The organism is Streptomyces sp. NPDC079141 (assembly GCF_040686775.1).
Classification (GTDB): Bacteria; Actinomycetota; Actinomycetes; order Streptomycetales; family Streptomycetaceae; genus Streptomyces.
The window spans coordinates 218,214-234,806 of the sequence record NZ_JBFBLP010000013.1; the positions used below are offsets into that span (position 1 = coordinate 218,214).

The 16,593-nt window shown below is 71.3% G+C and carries 16 protein-coding genes; all 16 read right to left on the bottom strand.

Annotated features, from left to right (window positions below; genetic code table 11):
• Positions 1 to 55: 55 nt before the first annotated feature.
• Positions 56 to 1,513, bottom strand: coding sequence for a catalase (locus AB0Q90_RS30060; RefSeq protein WP_363158525.1), 1,458 nt, complete (start codon positions 1,511 to 1,513; stop codon positions 56 to 58).
• A gap of 160 nt (positions 1,514 to 1,673) precedes the next feature.
• Positions 1,674 to 2,567 (bottom strand): 2-hydroxy-3-oxopropionate reductase, encoded by an 894-nt coding sequence (locus tag AB0Q90_RS30065; protein ID WP_363158524.1) that lies wholly within the window; start codon positions 2,565 to 2,567, stop codon positions 1,674 to 1,676.
• A gap of 25 nt (positions 2,568 to 2,592) precedes the next feature.
• Positions 2,593 to 3,414, bottom strand: a complete 822-nt coding sequence (locus AB0Q90_RS30070; RefSeq protein WP_363158523.1) for a TIM barrel protein — start codon at positions 3,412 to 3,414, stop codon at positions 2,593 to 2,595.
• Between the two features lie 159 nt (positions 3,415 to 3,573).
• The gene (locus AB0Q90_RS30075) at positions 3,574 to 4,251 is read right to left on the bottom strand and encodes a hypothetical protein (protein WP_363158522.1); all 678 of its coding nucleotides are present in this window, start codon (positions 4,249 to 4,251) and stop codon (positions 3,574 to 3,576) included.
• Between the two features lie 27 nt (positions 4,252 to 4,278).
• Entirely contained in the window at positions 4,279 to 4,785 is a 507-nt protein-coding gene (locus AB0Q90_RS30080; RefSeq protein ID WP_363158521.1) for a hypothetical protein, read from the bottom strand.
• Positions 4,758 to 6,014, bottom strand: a complete 1,257-nt coding sequence (locus AB0Q90_RS30085; protein WP_363158520.1) for an MlaD family protein — start codon at positions 6,012 to 6,014, stop codon at positions 4,758 to 4,760. Before AB0Q90_RS30085 ends, AB0Q90_RS30080 begins: the two co-directional genes overlap by 28 nt.
• The gene (locus AB0Q90_RS30090; RefSeq protein WP_363158519.1) at positions 6,011 to 7,261 is read right to left on the bottom strand and encodes an MCE family protein; all 1,251 of its coding nucleotides are present in this window, start codon (positions 7,259 to 7,261) and stop codon (positions 6,011 to 6,013) included. Before AB0Q90_RS30090 ends, AB0Q90_RS30085 begins: the two co-directional genes overlap by 4 nt.
• Positions 7,258 to 8,373, bottom strand: a complete 1,116-nt coding sequence (locus tag AB0Q90_RS30095) for an MCE family protein (protein WP_363158518.1) — start codon at positions 8,371 to 8,373, stop codon at positions 7,258 to 7,260. Before AB0Q90_RS30095 ends, AB0Q90_RS30090 begins: the two co-directional genes overlap by 4 nt.
• Entirely contained in the window at positions 8,370 to 9,350 is a 981-nt protein-coding gene (locus tag AB0Q90_RS30100) for an MCE family protein (RefSeq protein WP_363158697.1), read from the bottom strand. The genes AB0Q90_RS30095 and AB0Q90_RS30100 overlap by 4 nt, the downstream gene beginning before the upstream one ends.
• A 71-nt stretch (positions 9,351 to 9,421) precedes the next feature.
• Complete coding sequence (locus AB0Q90_RS30105) at positions 9,422 to 10,444, bottom strand: MlaD family protein (RefSeq protein WP_363158517.1); 1,023 nt, start codon at positions 10,442 to 10,444, stop codon at positions 9,422 to 9,424.
• Positions 10,441 to 11,652 (bottom strand): MCE family protein, encoded by a 1,212-nt coding sequence (locus AB0Q90_RS30110; RefSeq protein WP_363158516.1) that lies wholly within the window; start codon positions 11,650 to 11,652, stop codon positions 10,441 to 10,443. The genes AB0Q90_RS30105 and AB0Q90_RS30110 overlap by 4 nt, the downstream gene beginning before the upstream one ends.
• 5 nt (positions 11,653 to 11,657) lie before the next feature.
• Entirely contained in the window at positions 11,658 to 12,461 is an 804-nt protein-coding gene (locus tag AB0Q90_RS30115) for an ABC transporter permease (protein WP_363158515.1), read from the bottom strand.
• A 3-nt stretch (positions 12,462 to 12,464) separates the two neighbouring features.
• Positions 12,465 to 13,235, bottom strand: coding sequence for an ABC transporter permease (locus tag AB0Q90_RS30120; protein ID WP_363158514.1), 771 nt, complete (start codon positions 13,233 to 13,235; stop codon positions 12,465 to 12,467).
• On the bottom strand, positions 13,232 to 14,146 hold the full coding sequence (locus AB0Q90_RS30125; protein WP_363158513.1) for an ABC transporter ATP-binding protein: 915 nt from the start codon (positions 14,144 to 14,146) through the stop codon (positions 13,232 to 13,234). Before AB0Q90_RS30125 ends, AB0Q90_RS30120 begins: the two co-directional genes overlap by 4 nt.
• 157 nt (positions 14,147 to 14,303) lie before the next feature.
• Positions 14,304 to 15,323: a sigma-70 family RNA polymerase sigma factor gene (locus AB0Q90_RS30130; protein WP_363158512.1), complete on the bottom strand. Its 1,020-nt coding sequence runs from the start codon at positions 15,321 to 15,323 to the stop codon at positions 14,304 to 14,306.
• A 53-nt stretch (positions 15,324 to 15,376) separates the two neighbouring features.
• On the bottom strand, positions 15,377 to 16,351 hold the full coding sequence (locus AB0Q90_RS30135; protein WP_363158696.1) for a lytic murein transglycosylase: 975 nt from the start codon (positions 16,349 to 16,351) through the stop codon (positions 15,377 to 15,379).
• Positions 16,352 to 16,593: the final 242 nt, after the last annotated feature.

A 16,593-nucleotide genomic window follows, 5' to 3' on the forward strand; every position in this document is an offset into this window, starting at 1 on the left:
CATCCGGGTCACACGGCGTTCGGGCGCGAACAGGGAGTCTTTCTCAGCCCTCGGCTCAGTCCTCGCGCAGGGCGCGGACCGCCTCCTCCACGCGCTTGCCGTACTCCGGGTCGGCGGCGTGGAAGTGGGCGAGGTTCTTCTCGATCACATCGTCGCGGGAGACCTGGGACAGGCCGCCGGCGATGTTCGCGATCAGCCGGGACTTCTCCTCCGCGGACATCAGCCGGTACAGCTCGCCCGCCTGGTGGAAGTCGTCGTCCTTGGTGTGCTGCGGGGCCTCGTGGGTGCCCGTCCAGCCGTGGACCGCCAGCGGTGCCGACAGCGGGCGGCCGGTCTCCACCGGGCCGTCGTACGAGTTCGGCTCGTAGTTCTTCGCGGCGCGGCCCTGGGCGTTGGCGGCCATGAGGCCGTCCCGGCCGTAGTTCTGCGCGGTCGTCGCCTTCGGGGCGTTCACGGCCAGCAGCGTGTGGTTGACGCCCAGGCGGTAGCGGTGCGCGTCCGCGTAGGCGAACAGGCGGCCCTGGAGCATCTTGTCCGGCGACGGGCCGATGCCCGGGACGAAGTTGTTCGGGGAGAACGCGGCCTGCTCGACCTCGGCGAAGACGTTGTCGGGGTTGCGGTCCAGGACCAGGCGGCCCACGCGCTGCAGCGGGTAGTCCTTGTGCGGCCAGACCTTGGTGAGGTCGAAGGGGTTGAAGCGGTAGTCCGCCGCGTCGGCCGCCGGCATGATCTGCACGTGCAGCGTCCAGGACGGGTTCACGCCCCGCTCGATGGCCTGGAGCAGGTCCGTCTGGTGGGAGTTGGGGTCCTTGCCCGCCGTCTCCGCGGCCTGCTCGCTGCTCAGGCAGCGGATGCCCTGGTTCGTCTTGAAGTGGTACTTGACGAAGAAGGCCTCGCCCTCGGCGTTCGTCCACTGGTAGGTGTGCGAGCCGTAGCCGTTCATGTGGCGGTACGAGGCCGGGATGCCGCGGTCGCCCATCAGCCAGGTCACCTGGTGCGTGGCCTCGGGGGCGTGCGCCCAGAAGTCCCAGACGTTGTCGGGCTCCTGCTTGCCGGTGAACGGGTCGCGCTTCTGCGAGTGGATGAAGTCGGGGAACTTGATCGGGTCCTTGATGAAGAACACCGGGGTGTTGTTGCCGACGAGGTCGTAATTGCCCTCCTCGGTGTAGAACTTGACGGCGAAGCCGCGCGGGTCACGGACCGCGTCCGCGCCGCCGAGGCTGTCGGCCACCGTCGAGAACCGCAGGAACACCTCGGTGCGCTTGCCGATGGTGTTGAGGAAGTCGGCGTGGGTGAAGCCGGTGACGTCGTCGGTCACCTCGAAGTAGCCGTACGCGCCGGAACCGCGGGCGTGCACCACGCGCTCCGGGATGCGCTCACGGTTGAACCGGGCGAGCTTCTCCAGGAGGTGCTGGTCCTGGAGGAGGAGCGGGCCGCCGACGCCGGCGGAGGCGGAGTTCTGGTTGTCGGCGACCGGGGCGCCGGACTCGGTGGTGAGCACGCGCTTCGACATCGTGGACCTTCCGTGCGGGTGTCAGCGGAAACCTGTTTCCGCTTTGTGGAGCCTAGAAGTGGGCGGACTGAGCGTCAACAGTTTGTTGAAGTTGATTCCGGGCGGCGCCACCGCCTGGGCGCGACAGGACAGGTGTCAGCGGCGGCGCCGCCCGGAGGTCTCAGAGCTGCGCGCCGGAGAGGCGCTCGACCGCGCGCAGCAGCGCGGAGTGGTCCAGGCCCCCGTCGCCCTGCGCACGCAGGGACGCGACGAGCTGGGCGACCACGGCGCCGACGGGCAGGGCGGCACCGACATTGCGGGCGGCGTCGGTGACGATGCCCATGTCCTTGTGGTGCAGGTCGATACGGAAGCCCGGCTTGAAGTCGCGCTGCAGGAAGTTGTCCTTCTTGCGGGTCAGCACGGTCGAGCCCGCCAGACCGCCGTTGAGGACGTCCAGGGCGGCCTTCAGGTCCACGCCGGACTTCTCCAGGAAGACCACGGCCTCGGCGCACGCCTGGATGTTCACGGCGACGATCAGCTGGTTGGCGGCCTTCACGGTCTGACCCGAGCCGTGCGGACCGCACAGCACGATGGTCTTGCCGAGGGCCTCCAGGATCGGCTTCGCGATGTCGAAGTCGGCCTGCTCGCCGCCGACCATGATCGACAGTACGGCCTCGATCGCGCCGGCCTCGCCACCCGACACCGGGGCGTCCAGCACGCGGACGCCCTTGTCCTTGGCGGCCTTCGCGAGGTCGACCGAGGTCTGCGGGGTGATCGAGGACATGTCGATCAGCAGGGCGCCGGACTTCGCGTTCTCCAGGATGCCGTCCGGGCCGTAGGCGATGGCCTCGACCTGCGGGGAGGCGGGCACCATCGTGATGACGACGTCGGCGTCCTGCACGGCCTCGGCGATCGAACCGGCGGCCGCGCCGCCGGCCGCGGCCAGGCGGTCCAGCTTGTCCTGCTCCAGGGTGAAGCCGGTGACGTCGTAGCCCGCCTTGATGAGGTTCTCGGACATGGGGGAGCCCATGATGCCGAGGCCGATCCAGGCGATCTTGGGGAGTGCGTTGCTCATAAGGGTGCCTCTCAGTGCAAAAGGGTCAGCGGGACAGCCAGTCGAACGCCTGGGCGCTGGGGCGGTCGCCCGGCTTGTACTCCAGGCCGACCCAGCCGTCGTAACCGGCCTTCTTCAGCTGGTCGAGAAGGTCCTCCAGCGGGAGGGAGCCGGTGCCCGGGGCGCCGCGGCCCGGGTTGTCGGCGATCTGGACGTGGCCGGTCTTCGCCGCGTACTCCTCGATCACCGACGGGAGGTCCTCGCCGTTCATGGACAGGTGGTAGAGGTCCATCAGGAACTTGGCGTTGCCGAGGCCGGTCGCGTCGTTGACCTTGTCGACGATCCCGACGGCGGCCGGGGCCGAGACCAGCGGGTACAGCGGCGACTCGGGCTTGTTCAGGGCCTCGATCAGCAGGATCGCGCCGATCCGGTCGGCGGCCCGCGCCGCGAGCACGAGGTTCTCCAGCGCCAGCGCGTCCTGCTCGGCCGGGTCCACGCCGTCGACGCGGTTGCCGTACAGGGCGTTGAGGGCCTTGCAGCCCAGCGACTCGGCGAAGTCGGCGGCCACGTCGATGTTGGCGCGGAACCGCTCCGACTCCTCGCCGGGTACCGACAGGGCGCCGCGGTCCGGGCCCGGCAGCTGACCGGCGTAGAAGTTCAGGCCGGTGAGCTGGACGCCCGCGTCCTCGATGGCCTTCTTCAGGGCGTCGAGCTCGGACCGCTCGGGGGTCGGGGAGTCGATCCAGGGCCACCACAGCTCGACCGCGGTGAAGCCGGCCGCGGCGGCGGCCGCGGGGCGCTCCAGGAGCGGGAGTTCCGTGAAGAGGATCGACAGGTTGACGTTGAAGCGCTGCTCTGCGAATCCCATGGGGTCCGGCGCTCCCTTCAGTGCTCTGTGGCTATTCCGTATTGCGGAAGTTCGTTTCTGCTTAATGGAAGACTGCCTGTGGGTGGGGAGCGCTGTCAAGAGCCGCGCGCACAAAAATGCCCCCGCGCATCACGCGCGGGGGCAGGCCGAATGGGCTGATCAGAGTGCGTCCACGGCGCTCACCTTCCAGCCCTCGGAGGTGTCGGCCATCGTCATCCGCACCCGGTTCAGATCCAGCCGCGAGCCGGAGACCTGAGTGCTCTCGGTGGCCTGGTTGACGAAGAGCAGCACCACGACCCGGTCCGGGGAGGCCGACACGACGGAGGCCGTGGCCACGGTCGCCCTCACCACCCCGCGGTACTTCTTCGCGGTCGGCCCGACCACGCCGGTCGTGGTCCTGCGGTACTCGTCCCGGAACTTCCCGGTCAGCAGCGCGCGGGCGCGGGCGAAGTCCCGCTCCAGATGCCGGTGGTCGTACGACAGCACGACCGGCGCCGCCTTCCGCGCGGCGGCCATCGCCTCACCGCGCGCGTTCTGCGCCTGTCGCGCCTGCCCGTACTGCCACCCCAGTACACCGGCCGCGACCAGGCCGGTCACGAGCAGCGCGCAGAGGGCCGCGGTGAGCAGCGTCCGGCGGCGGGAGGCACCCCGCCCCTGAGGTGCGGGTTCCTCGTAGGCCTCCGGGGACGGCTCGGGCGGGTCCTGCCAGCCGTCCTTCGGCGCCTCGACGACGACGGTGCGCCCGGAGAGCACGTCGTCGGTGCCTTTTCCGCGCTCCGCACGCTTCGCCGCCGCGCGGGCGGCCGCGTTCAGGGTCCGGGTGGTCGGGTTCGCCATGGTCGTACTCCTCGTGGGTGGTGCGGGTCAGCCGACGAACTCGACGTCCGAGGTCAGCCAGCGGCCGTCGCGGTGCACCAGGTCGAGCTGCAGCCGGTAGGTGCGCGCCTCGCCCCGGGGCACCGCGGTGTTGGTCACCTCGCTGTCGGCGACCACCAGCACACGGGCCGAGCGCTCGTCGGAGCGGACGATGCCCGCCTCCAGGACCTGACCCTCGGAGACCGACTTGTTCTCGGCGACGAGCTTGGTCAGCTGCTCGGTCTGCGCGGCGAACTCCTTCCTGAAGTCGCCGGTGGCGCCCTTGAGCACATGGGCGCTGTCCCGGCCGTAGTGCCGGTAGTCGAGCGAGGTGAAGTTCAGCGCCGAGCGGCGGGCGGCGGCGAGGATGTCCTGGCGCCGCTGCTCCGCCTCGCGCTGTCCGGCGAGCGCGAGGCCCAGCCAGAGCGCCGACGCGGTGGTGAGGACGGTCGCCGCGACGAGTGCCGCCGCCACCGCCCTGGAATGCCTCAGGCCATGGGGCCGACGAGCAGCCATTGCCACGACTCCTTTCCGAACACGGCCTGCTGGCCGCCCGTCGAGCCGATCTCGACGGTCCTTCCGTCCGGGCCGGTGGTGGTACCGGTCTCCGGGTCGTACGCCGTGACGTACGCCGTGCCGCCCGGGCCGGGCGCGTTCTGCGCACCCCGCACCGAGGACTGGCTGCCGCGCGGCAGCGTGCAGCGCGCGTCGGTGTTCGCCTCGCGTGTGCTGGTGTCCGCCGGGTCGCGCCGCGCCGTGCCGTACCCCTGGGTGCAGGGCGGCGGGTCGTCGGCGTTCACCACCAGACCGAAGTGGGTGGTGCCGTCGCCGGGTACGACGGTGTAACTGCCCGACACCGTCAGCGGGAAGGTGACCAGGGCCTGCTCCACGCCGGGCAGCCGGGCGAGCGTGACCCGGCCGCCGCTGATCAGGTTGGCCAGCAGCACCGACAGGCGCGGCTCGACCGACTTCAGCAGCGAGTTGAGCTCGACCGCCGCGGGGCGCGCGTTGCCGACGAGCCTGCGCAGGTCACCGTCGCTCTTGCGCAACTCCTCGGTGAACAGGGCGAGATCGCGGGAGAACGCCTTGACGGACGAGCCCTGGTCGGCCTGTGTCCTGAGCACGGTCCGGGAGTCCTCGATCAGCGCGATCGTCTCGGGCAGCGACTCGGACGCGGACTCCACGAGCGCGTTGCCCGCGTCGACCAGCCGGCTCAGATGCGGACCCGTACCGGAGAACGCCTTGCCCAACTCGTCGACGGTGACCCGCAGATCGTCCTTGCCGACGGAGTTCACCAGCCGGTCCAGGCTGCGGACCAGATCCGTGGTGGGCAGCGGCACACGCGTACTGCGGCGCGGAATCGTGCTGCCCTGGAGCAGGTACGGCCCGCCCGAACCGCGCGGCTGGAGGTCGACGTACTGCTCGCCCACCGCCGAGCGGTTCGCCACCACGGCCAGCGTGTCCGCCGGGATGCGCGGTGCGCCGTCCTCGATGTCGAGCGCGACCGAGACCCCGCCGGCACCGGTCAGCCGCAGCGCGCCGACCCGGCCCACCGGCACCCCGCGGTAGGTGACCTCGGCGCCGGTGAAGATGCCCCCGGAGTCGGCGAAGTCGGCCCGCACGGTGTAGCCGCGGTCCAGCACGCTGTCGACCAGGCCCGTGTACTCGGCGCCGACGTAGGACACCCCGACGGCGGTGACGGTGGCGAAGGCGATCAGCTGCGCCTTGACCGTACGTGTGATCACGGCTGTATCCCCTTCAGCATCAGCTCCGCGAGCGCGAGGTCGATCCCCGGTGGCAGGCCTCGGCCGGTGCCGTGGGCGGCGGTGCACACCGGCGGGCACAGGAGGTCGCCGGTGGCCGGGGCGGAGGGGGTGGGCGTCGGCACGCTCGGCAGGCCGGGGAGTTCGGGGGTGTTGGGGAGGTCCGGGAGATCCGGCGCGTCCGGCAGCTCCGGTGCGTCCGGAGTGTCACCGTCACCCGGCTCCTCCTCCGACAGGTTGCCGTAGAGGCTCGACAGATCCAGGTCCGCCGTGACGGCCAGGTTGACGTAGTCACCCTCGATCGCGTCCACCACATTGCGCGGGAAGGGGTAAGTGGTCAGCAGTTCAAGGGAGTTGGGCAGGTCGTCGCCCGCCTTGTTCAGCTGTCGCAGGATCGGCCGCAGCTGCTTGAGGTTGGCGACCGTGTTGTCGTGCGACGCCCTGACCACCTTCGCGCCGGTGCTGCCCAGCTTCGACAGGGCGGTGAGCATCCGGGTCAGGTCGCGGCGCTGGTCCGCGAGCACCTTGAGCGCGGGCGGCATCGTCTCCACGGCCTTGGCGATCGTCTTCTTCTCCTTCCCGAGCCGCCCCGCGAGCCGGTCGACGGCCTTGAGCGCGCGCACGATGTCCGCGCGCTGGTCGTCCAGGCCGCCGAGGAACGTGTTCAACTCCTTGAGCAGGGACTTGACCCGGTTCTCTCGGCCGGCGAGCGCCTTGTTCAGCTCCACGGTGATCGTCTTGAGCTGGGCCACCCCGCCGCCGTTGAGCAGCGCGGACAGGGCGGACAGCACCTCCTCGATCTCCGGGTTCCGGCCGCTGCGGCCGAGCGGGATGCGGTCGCCGTCGCGGAGGCGGCCCACGGGGTCGGTGCCGGGCGGGGCGGACAGCGCCACGTACTTCTCGCCGAGCATGCTGGTCTGGCGCAGCTCGGCGACCGCGTTGGCGGGCAGCTTCACCGAGTCGGCGACCCGCAGCCGTACGCGCGCGTGCCAGCCCGCCAGCTCCACCTCCTCGACCGCGCCCACCGTCACGTTGTCGACCTTGACGGCCGACTGCGGCACCAGGTCGAGGACATCGCGGAACTCGACGGTGACGCGGTACGCGCGGCCGTCGGAAGCGGCGCCCCCGGGCAGCTCCACGTCGTGCCAGCCGTTGAACTCGCAGCCGGACAGCAGCAGCGAACCGGCCGCCGCCCAGGCGAGGGCACGGCCCTTGCGCGGCCCGCTCATGCCCTGCCCTCCAGGATTCCGCCCAGGGTCCGGTCGACCGTGCCCGAAGCCATGGGCTCGCCCGGTACCTCGGGCAGCGCGGCGAAGAGCTCCTCCAGCTCCGCGCAGTCCGGGTTCTCACCGCCCTCGTCGCCGGTCGTGCGCAGCACGGAGCACAGCAGCGCGGCCGGATCCTGCGGGCCCTGCGGGTTGTTGCGCGTGTCGAGGGTCCCCGAGGAGGCGTTGTAGGCGTTCTGGAGGTTCGACAGACCGGTCGGAGCGACCTCCAACAGCTCTTCCAGCGCGGCACGTTGGGTGACGAGCACCTTGGTCACCTTGCTCAGGCCCTTCACGTTCGAGGTCAGCGCCTTCTTGTTCTTCTTCACGAACGCGGACACGTCGCCGAGCGCCGTGCCGAGGTTGCGCAGCGCCGCCGCGAGGTCCTCACGCTCACCGGCGAGGAGCTCCGCCACCTCGGCGAGGCTCTTGTTGAACGACCGCACGCTCTGGTCGTCCGCCGCCAGCGCCGCCGTGAACACCTGGAGGTTCCGCACGGTGCCGAACAGGTCGCCGCGGCCGTCGGACAGCGTGGTGACCGCCTGCGAGAGGTCCTTCACGGTCTGGTGGATGTTGCCGCCCTGGCCCTGAAGGTTGTCCGCGCTCACCCCCAGCAGCCGAGACAGCGAGCCGTCCTTGTTGGCGCCCTCGGGGCCGAGCGCCTCGGCCGTGGTGTGCAGGCTGTCGAAGATCCGGTCCAGCTCGACCGGCACGGCCGTGCGCGACTCGGGGATGACGGCGCCGTCCCGCAGCACCGGACCCTCGCGGTACACCGGCAGCAGCTGCACGTAACGGTCGCTGACCACCGAGGAGTTGATGATCGCGGCCTGGGCGTCGGCCGGTACCTTCCGCCCCTCGTCGTACACCAGCTCCACCCGCACCCGGCCGCCCTCCGGCGTGATCTCCTCGACCTCGCCGATGCGGACCCCGAGGACACGGACGTCCGAGCCGGGGTAGATGCCGACCGTGCTCGGGAAGTAGGCGGTGACCCGCACCTTCTCCGCGCGGGGCCACAGCACGAACGCGGCCGCCGCGACCAGGGCGAGGGCGACCACCAGCGCCAGACGCCTCTTCATCGTGAACCTCCCGTCCTCGGCACCACCGGGGCGGCCACCAGGTTCTGCACGTAGGAGTCGAACCAGCGGCCGTTGCCGAGGGTGTTGGTGAAGACCCGGACGTAGGGCGCGAGCAGCCGGACGCTGCGGTCCAGACTCGACTGGTTGCGTTCGAGCATCTCGACCACGCCGTTCAGGCCCTTGAGCGCGGGGCCGATCTCCTTGTCGTTGTCCTCGACCAGGCCGGAGAGCTCGACACCGAGCGCGGCGGAGGACTTCAGCAGCCGGTGAATCGCCTTGCGCCGCTTGCTGATCTCCTTGAACAGCAGATCGCCGTCCTCGACCAGGGCGGTGAAGTCCTCGGAGCGCTCGGCCAGGACGCCGGTCACCCCGTCGGCATGGTCGAGGAGCTCGCGCAGCGCCTTGTCGCGCGAGGCGACCGTCCGGGAGATCTTCGACAGGCCCTTGACGGACGCCCGCACCTCGGCGGGGGAGTCCTGGAAGGTGACGGAGATGGTGTCCAGGGCCGTTCCCAGCCGCTCGGTGTCCACCTCCTCGGTCGTCGTGGTCAGATCGCTGAACGCCTGCACCACGTCGTACGCCGGGACCGTCCGCGTCAGCGGGATCTCGCTGCCGGGCTCCAACTGCCCCGACCCCTTGGGGTGCAGCGCCAGGTACTTGGCGCCCAGGATCGTCTTCACCCGGATCGAGGCCCCGGTGGCGGTGCCGAACTCCGGATCGCCCTTGATCTTGAAGGTGACCTTGACGTGGTCGCCGTCCAGGTCGACCTCCTCGACCTTGCCGACCTTGACCCCGGCGATCCGCACCTCGTCGCCGGGCTTGAGGCCGCCCGCCTCCGCGAAGGCGGCGCTGTACGTGTCGCCGCCGCCGATCACCGGCAGGGAGTCGGCGTTGAACGCGGCCACGGTCAGCAGCGCGAGGGCGGTCAGACCGGCGGCGCCGATGACCACCGGGTTGCGGTCACGGAAGGGAGCCAGGCGGGGCAGCCTCGGCGGGTCGATGCGCACCTTGACCAGCGGCGCCCGGCGCTTCCTGCGTGGCAGGCGGATCATCCGGCGCACCTCGCCCTCGCGACGTGCAGCTCGGGAGTGATGGTTTCCTGGCTCCTCGGCAGCACGATCCGGCCGTCGAAGTCGCAGAGGTAGAAGTTGAACCAGGAGCCGTAGGACGCCGTCCCGGTCAGCTCGGTCAGTTTGTCCGGCAGCCGCTTCAGCACGCCCTCCACGGTCTTCTCGTTCCTGTTCAGCGTTCCGGTGAGCTCGGTCAGCTCGGCGATGTCGTCCTTGAGCGGCGGGCGGGCGTCCGCGAGCAGCCCCGAGGTCGCCTCCGTCAGGTCGCCGATGTTCACCAGCGACTCCCCGATGGGCCTGCGGTCGGCGGACAGCCCCGAGACCACCCGGCGCAGCTGCTTCAGCAGTCCGGAGAACCGGGCGCCGCGCTTGTCGAGCGTCCCCAGCACGGTGTTGAGGTTGTCGATCACGGAGCCGATCAGCTCGTCCCGGCCGGCCAGGGTGGTGGTGAGGGACGCCGTGTGCGTCAGCAGGCTGTTGACCGTGCCGCCCTCGCCCTGGAACGTCTTGATGATCTCGGTGGCGAGCTGGTTGACGTCCTTGGGGCTGAGCGCGGCGAACAGCGGCTTGAAGCCGTTCAGCAGCGCGTTGAGGTCCAGCGCGGGCCGCGTCCGCGACAGCGGGATCGTGGCGCCGGGCCGCAGCCGGGTGCCGTCGCCCGCGCCCTCGGTCAGGGCGACGTACCGCTGCCCGACGAGGTTGCGGTAGCGGATGACCGCGCCGGTGCCGGTCAGCAGCGGGCGTTCCTCGGTCACGGTGAAGGTGACCTCGGCCCGGGTCCGGTCCTTGATCCGGATGCCCTCGACCTCGCCGACGCGCACCCCGGCCACCCGGATGTCGTCGCCCTCCTGAAGGCCGGTGACATCGCTGAACACCGCGCGGTAGGTGTCGGTCGGCGTGAAGGAGAGGTTCACGATCGTGGCGGCCAGCAGGGCCGTCGCCAGGATCGTCACCAGCGCGAAGAGACAGAACTTGATGAGGGGAGCGGCGGTCTGCCTCATGCCACACTCACCGCCGTCCCGCGTGCCAGCGGCCCGAACAGCAGCGTCGCCACCGGCGGCACCTCGTCGGCGGGCACGCCCAGCACGGGCGCCACCAGCGAGCCGACGGCACGCTGCTCGGCCCGGGTGCCGGACACGTCCGACGTCCCGTCGTCGAGCTCGGTGTGCGGTGCGGGCACGCTCGGGTGGGGCAGGCCCCGGCAGTTCGGCCCCGACCGCTCGCCGTAGCGGGGCTCCTCACCGGGCTCGTAGGCCGGGCGGTGTCGTACGACTTCGAGGGTGATGCGCATCTTCCCGCCCCGGAACGCCTCCTCGGAGGCCTTCTCCTGCCGGACCAGGCCTTCCAGCAGGCACGGGTACTCGGGGGAGTAGCGGGCGAACAGCTCCAGCGTGGGGCGCGAGACCCGGCCCAGGGTGATCAGGCGGTCGCCGTTCGCGGCGAGGAAGTCGTCCGCCGTGCGGGCGGTGGTCGTGGTCGAGGCGAGGACTGCGGCCAACTGTTCCTTCTTCTCCACAAGGGTGCGGCTGGTGGTCACGGTGTTGCGCAGGATCCGCAGCAGGTCGGGTGCCGCGTCGCCGTACATCTCGGCGACGTCGGCGAACCGCGCGATGTCCGCCTTCAGAGACGGCAGATGCGGGTTGAGCTCGCGCAGATAGGCCTCCACGCGCGTGAGGTTGTCGCCGATCCGGTCGCCACGCCCTTCGAGGGCGGTGGCGAACGCGGAGAGCGTGGCGTTGAGTTCGCCGGGCCGGACGGTCCGCAGCAGCGGCAGCAGGTCGTTCATCAGCTGCTGGAGCTCGATGCCGACGCGGGTGCGGTCCTGGGTGATCACGTCCCCGGCGCGGATCGGCCGCGCGGACGAGCCGGACGGCACGACCAGGTCGACGTACTTCTCGCCGAACAGCGTCTTGGGCAGCAGCCGTGCGTGCACGTCGGCCGGGATGTACGCGACGTGCTCCGGCTTCAGCGCGATGTCGAGCGTCGCCTTCGTGCCGTCCGCGCGCACCCCGCGCACCTCGCCGACCAGCAGCCCGCGCAGCTTGACGTCGGCCCGCCGGTCGAGCTGGCTGCCCAGGCTGTCGGCCTCCAGCGTGATCCGCACGACCGGCGTGAACGCCTGCCGGTAGACCGCCACGGACAGCGACAGCAGCAGCGCGAGCACGGCGAGGAACACCACGCCGTACAACCGCAGCCTCAGCACCCTCATCCGGCTCACCCCGCTATCCGTACGGTCGTGTTGGCGCCCCAGATCGCCAACGACAGGAAGAAGTCGAGAACGTTGATCGCCACGATTGAGGTCCGCACGGCCCGTCCCACCGCGACGCCGACGCCCGCCGGGCCGCCGCTCGCGTAGTAGCCGTGGAAGCAGTGCACGAGGATGATCACGACGGCGAAGACGAGCACCTTGCCGAAGGACCACAGCACGTCGACCGGGGGCAGGTACTGCTGGAAGTAGTGGTCGTAGGTGCCCGCCGACTGCCCGTAGTAGCCGGTGGTGATGGTGCGGGCGGCGAAGTACGAGGACAGCAGCCCGACCACGTACAGCGGGATCACGGCGACGAAACCGGCGATCATCCGCGTCGTCACCAGGAACGGCAGCGAGGGCACGCCCATGACTTCGAGCGCGTCGGTCTCCTCGCTGATCCGCATCGCACCGAGCTGCGCGGTGAACCCCGCGCCGACCGTCGCCGACAGCGCGAGCCCGGCCACCAGCGGGGCGATCTCCCGGGTGTTGAAGTACGCCGACAGGAACGCCACGAAGTTGGACGTGCCGAGCTGGTTGAGCGCGGCGTAGCCCTGGAGGCCCACCTCCGTGCCGGTGAAGAACGACAGGAAGGCGATCACGCCGACCGTGCCGCCCACCACGGCGAGCGCGCCCCGGCCGAAGCTGACCTCGGCCAGCAGCCGCAGGATCTCCTTCTTGTAGCGGCGCACGGTGCGGCCGGTCCAGGCCAGCGAGCGGCCGTAGAAGGCGAGTTGGGAGCCCAGCTCTTCCAGGCTCTTCAGGAGTGCCATGCCTCAGCCCCTCGGCGGGACGACCTGGAAATACACCGCGGTCATCACGAAGTTGGTCACGAACAGCAACATGAAGGTGATCACCACCGACTGGTTCACCGCGTCGCCCACACCCTTCGGGCCGCCCTTCGCGGTCAGTCCCTTGTACGAGGCGACGATCGCGGAGACGGCGCCGAACACCAGCGCCTTGATCTCGGCCGCCCACAGGTCGGACAGCTGGGCGAGCGTGGTGAAGGAGGCGAGATAGGCGCCCGGAGTGCCGTCCTGGAGAACGACGTTGAAGAAGTAGCCGCCCGCCACCCCGACCACCGACACCAGGCCGTTGAGCAGCACCGCCACCACCATCGAGGCCAGCACCCGGGGCACGACCAGACGGTGGATCGGGTCGATGCCCAGCACCTGCATCGCGTCGATCTCCTCGCGGATCTTCCGCGCCCCGAGGTCCGCGCAGATCGCCGTGCCGCCGGCGCCCGCGATCAGCAGCGCCGTGACGATGGGCGAGGCCTCGCGCAGCACCGCGAGCACGGAGGCCGCGCCGGAGAACGACTGGGCGCCGAGCTGCCGGGTCAGGCTGCCGATCTGGAGGGCGATGACGGCCCCGAAGGGGATGGAGACAAGGGCGGTCGGCAGGATCGTGACACTGGCGATGAACCACGCCTGCTGGATGAACTCCCGCACCTGGAACGGCCGTCGGGGCAGCGTCCGGACGACGTCCAGGGCCATCGCGAAGAGGCTGCCGGAATGGCGCAGGGCGCCCACGGGGTTGAGGCTCATGCGCCGGCCACCGCCTTCTCCCGCTCCGCGATGGCCTGCCAGCGGGGCGGCCGGGAGATGCCGGGGCCGGGCAGCAGCCGGGGAGTGAGCTGCTGAGGGCCGCCGGTCTCGCCGATCTGGGCCAGCTCCTGCTCGACCTGGGCGGCGTCCTTCTCCTCCGCCATGCCGATCGGCCCCTGCATCCGGCCGTTCAGGAACTGCCGTACGACGGGCTCGTCGCTGCTCAGGAGTTCCTCGCGCGGCCCGAACATCACCAGCTCGCGGCGGAACAACAGCCCGATGTTGTCCGGCACTTGGCGGGCCGAGGCGATGTCGTGGGTGACGATCAGGAAGGTGGCGTCGATCTGTGCGTTGAGGTCGACGATGAGCTGGTTGAGGTAGGCGACGCGGACCGGGTCCAGGCCCGAGTCCGGTTCGTCGAAGAGGATGATCTCCGGGTCGAGCACGAGGGCCCGGGCCAGCCCCGCCCGCTTCCGCATCCCGCCGGAGATCTCGCCGGGCAGCTTCCCCTCGGCGCCGATCAGCCCGACCATGTCCATCTTCTCCAGCACGATGCGCCGGATCTCGCTCTCGGACTTACGGGTGTGCTCGCGCAGCGGGAAGGCGATGTTGTCGTACAGGTTCATCGAGCCGAACAGCGCGCCGTCCTGGAACAGCACGCCGAACAGCTTCCGCACCTCGTACAGGTCGTGCTCGCGCAGCTTCGTGATGTCCCGGCCCTGGATCGTGATCGAGCCGCGCTCCGGCTTCAGCAGGCCGACGAGGGTCTTGAGGAACACCGACTTGCCCGTGCCCGAGGGGCCGAGCATGACCGAGACCTCCCCGGCGGGCAGCGTCAGCGAGACGTCCTGCCAGATGACCTGGTGCCCGAAGGACTTGGTCAGCCCCTCCACACAGATCTCGACACCCATCCGGTCCACCCTTCAGCCCCTGGAGCAGCTCTGACATCTGCTCTACGGGGAGGGGAGGGGCGTCCGTCGCGGCGGGGGCGACTTTTTTTTGCGGACCGGAGGATGGGCGGAGGTCCGGGGCGTTGTCGGGCCGGGCGGGGACTGGTTGCGGACGGGATTACGGCAGCGGAGCCGTGGGGGCGTCGGAAGCGGTCGGCGCCGTCGGAAGGCTCGGCACGGTGAGCGGAAGGTCCCGTACGTCCGGGGCCGTGGGGACGCCGGGCAGGTCAGGCAGGTCCGGCACCGCGGGGACCTCGGGCGTGGGGAGTTCCGGACCCGAGGCGAGCGGAACCTCAGGAACCTCCGGTACGGGCGGCACCGCCAGCGGCAGCAGCGGGCGGTCGGCCGGGGTCCGGGGGGCCTGCGTGGCGCCGGGCGCCGGGGCGGCCGTACGACCGCGTGGGTCCGGGGATGCCGCCCGGCCCTCGGTGTCCGGCCGCTGCCATGCCTCCGGGACCGGGGAGACGGAGGTCCGGGGGGTCGTACCCTGCCCGGACCCGTCGTGGGCGTACGGCAGGACGAACCCGGCCACCGCCAGCGTCGCCGCCGTGGACGCCAGGGCCACGGCCTGCGCCTGCGAGGCCCCGCGCGGCCTGGCCCGGCCCCACAGGAACGCCAGGAGCCCGAGCGTGCCGGCCAGCGAGTTGCGCAGGGTGCGACGGGCCCGGGCCAACAGCGACTCGACCGTCCGGTAGCTCAGGCCCATGCGCACGGCGACCTGGCCGACGTCCAGGTCCTCGGACTTCAGCCGCAGCGCCTCCGCCTGGCGCGCGGGCAGCTCGCCGCTGCGCACCGCCAGCCACCTGGCCTCGGCCCGGTCGCACACCGCCTCCTCGACGGGCACCGGGCCGGGGGCGACCAGGGTCGGGCTGGTGCGGACCTCGGCCTCGCGGTTGACCTGCCGGTATCGGTCCACGCACAGCCGGATCGTCACCGTCGTCAGCCAGGCGGCCAGCCGCTCGTCGTCCAGGTCGGGGCGCTCGGCGGCGCGCAGCATTGCCTCGTGCACGGCGTCCTCGGCGTCCTCCATGGACATCGACCTGCGGCGGGCCACCTTGAGCAGCTGCTCCCGGTGGCTCCACATGCGTTCCCACCGGTCGTGGGCAGCCTGTATCTCCGCGGGCATGTCCATCGCCATGAGGGCCCCTTCGCGCTCACCCGCCGGTCACGTGCGCCCGGCGGGGGGCGAGATTACCGTCCGGTAGCCGCGGTTGTGGAGGGGGCGGTGAGCATCGAGTTCTCATCGTTGCCGGGCAGCGGGGGCGTACTGGGCAGCACGTCGGCGGTGTCGGGCAGGGGGACCAGGGGCTGGGCGGACGTGGGCGGGGCGCTGCGCGTCGGCTGTGGCGTGGATGAGGACGGGGACGGCGTGGGCGATGCCCTTCTTGTCGGGCGCGCACTGGGCGTGGACGCCGGCTCCTGCCGCACCGGCCGGGACGACGGCCCGGGTTCCGGGCCCGCGCCGCCCGCCGTCACGGCGTCCGGCACCACCCGATGCCCCTCCAGGAAGTACGCGAACCACGCCCGTACCGTCCGCAGATACACCCTGGAGTGGTTGTAGCCGAGGATCGCCGCGTCCAGGTCGCCCGGCACGGACAGGTCGCGGCCGCCCGCGCAAAGGTAGCGGCCGGCGGCGAGCGCGGCGTCGTACACGTTGTGCGGGTCGGATCGCCCGTCGCCGTTGCCGTCCGCGCCCCAGGACGCCCAGGTCGAGGGGATGAACTGCATCGGCCCGACCGCGCGGTCGTACGCCGTGTCCCCGTCGTACGCGCCGCTGTCGGTGTCCCGGATGAGCGCGAAGCGGACGCCGTCCAGCCGGGGGCCGCGGATCGGCGTCAGCGTTCTGCCTTGCGCGTCCACCCGGCCGCCGCCCGCCTGCCCGGATTCCACCTGGCCGATGGCGGCCAGCAGCTGCCACCGCAGCCGGCAGCCGGGCGCGGAGCCGGCGAGCCGCGCCTCGGCCCCCCGGTAGGCGGCGAACACGCTCGCCGGCACCGCGCCGCCCGCCGCCGCCGACCCGGCCTTCCGCGCCCGAAGCGGAGGCAGATCCGTCCGGAACGTTGCGTCCCCGGTCACGCTCGGCCCGCGCCCCACGGCCGCCCCGGCGGGTACTGCGGCCCGCACCGGCACCGCCCCCGGTGCCTGTGACGCGGTGAGCGCGGCCATCGCGACGACCGCAGCCGCCGTACCCCTGGCCCCTCTGATCATCTTGTGCCCTGCCACTGCGCGACCCCTCCCTGCGGACTGCCTGTCGACTGCTCTACGGCGGGCAGGGCCGGGTCCGTCGCGGCACTTGGCCACAAGCAGAAGCCAAAGCTTTGCTCGGGGTGACCGACCCGTTGCCTCGCCGGGCGACGGGCCGGGTTCCGGTTCCGGTTGGAGTGGCGCCGACCGGTGGGCGGGTGAAC

Excerpts from the sequence above, each read along its gene's own strand:
- AB0Q90_RS30090 (WP_363158519.1), bottom strand. The coding sequence starts at position 7,261 with ATGAGCGGGCCGCGCAAGGGCCGTGCCCTCGCCTGGGCGGCGGCCGGT.
- AB0Q90_RS30105 (WP_363158517.1), bottom strand. The coding sequence starts at position 10,444 with ATGAGGCAGACCGCCGCTCCCCTCATCAAGTTCTGTCTCTTCGCGCTG.
- AB0Q90_RS30120 (WP_363158514.1), bottom strand. The coding sequence starts at position 13,235 with ATGAGCCTCAACCCCGTGGGCGCCCTGCGCCATTCCGGCAGCCTCTTC.
- AB0Q90_RS30075 (WP_363158522.1), bottom strand. The coding sequence starts at position 4,251 with ATGGCGAACCCGACCACCCGGACCCTGAACGCGGCCGCCCGCGCGGCG.
- AB0Q90_RS30135 (WP_363158696.1), bottom strand. The coding sequence starts at position 16,351 with ATGGCCGCGCTCACCGCGTCACAGGCACCGGGGGCGGTGCCGGTGCGG.
- AB0Q90_RS30060 (WP_363158525.1), bottom strand. The coding sequence starts at position 1,513 with ATGTCGAAGCGCGTGCTCACCACCGAGTCCGGCGCCCCGGTCGCCGAC.
- AB0Q90_RS30115 (WP_363158515.1), bottom strand. The coding sequence starts at position 12,461 with ATGGCACTCCTGAAGAGCCTGGAAGAGCTGGGCTCCCAACTCGCCTTC.
- AB0Q90_RS30080 (WP_363158521.1), bottom strand. The coding sequence starts at position 4,785 with ATGGCTGCTCGTCGGCCCCATGGCCTGAGGCATTCCAGGGCGGTGGCG.
- AB0Q90_RS30065 (WP_363158524.1), bottom strand. The coding sequence starts at position 2,567 with ATGAGCAACGCACTCCCCAAGATCGCCTGGATCGGCCTCGGCATCATG.
- AB0Q90_RS30130 (WP_363158512.1), bottom strand. The coding sequence starts at position 15,323 with ATGGCGATGGACATGCCCGCGGAGATACAGGCTGCCCACGACCGGTGG.
- AB0Q90_RS30095 (WP_363158518.1), bottom strand. The coding sequence starts at position 8,373 with ATGAAGAGGCGTCTGGCGCTGGTGGTCGCCCTCGCCCTGGTCGCGGCG.
- AB0Q90_RS30125 (WP_363158513.1), bottom strand. The coding sequence starts at position 14,146 with ATGGGTGTCGAGATCTGTGTGGAGGGGCTGACCAAGTCCTTCGGGCAC.
- AB0Q90_RS30070 (WP_363158523.1), bottom strand. The coding sequence starts at position 3,414 with ATGGGATTCGCAGAGCAGCGCTTCAACGTCAACCTGTCGATCCTCTTC.
- AB0Q90_RS30110 (WP_363158516.1), bottom strand. The coding sequence starts at position 11,652 with ATGAGGGTGCTGAGGCTGCGGTTGTACGGCGTGGTGTTCCTCGCCGTG.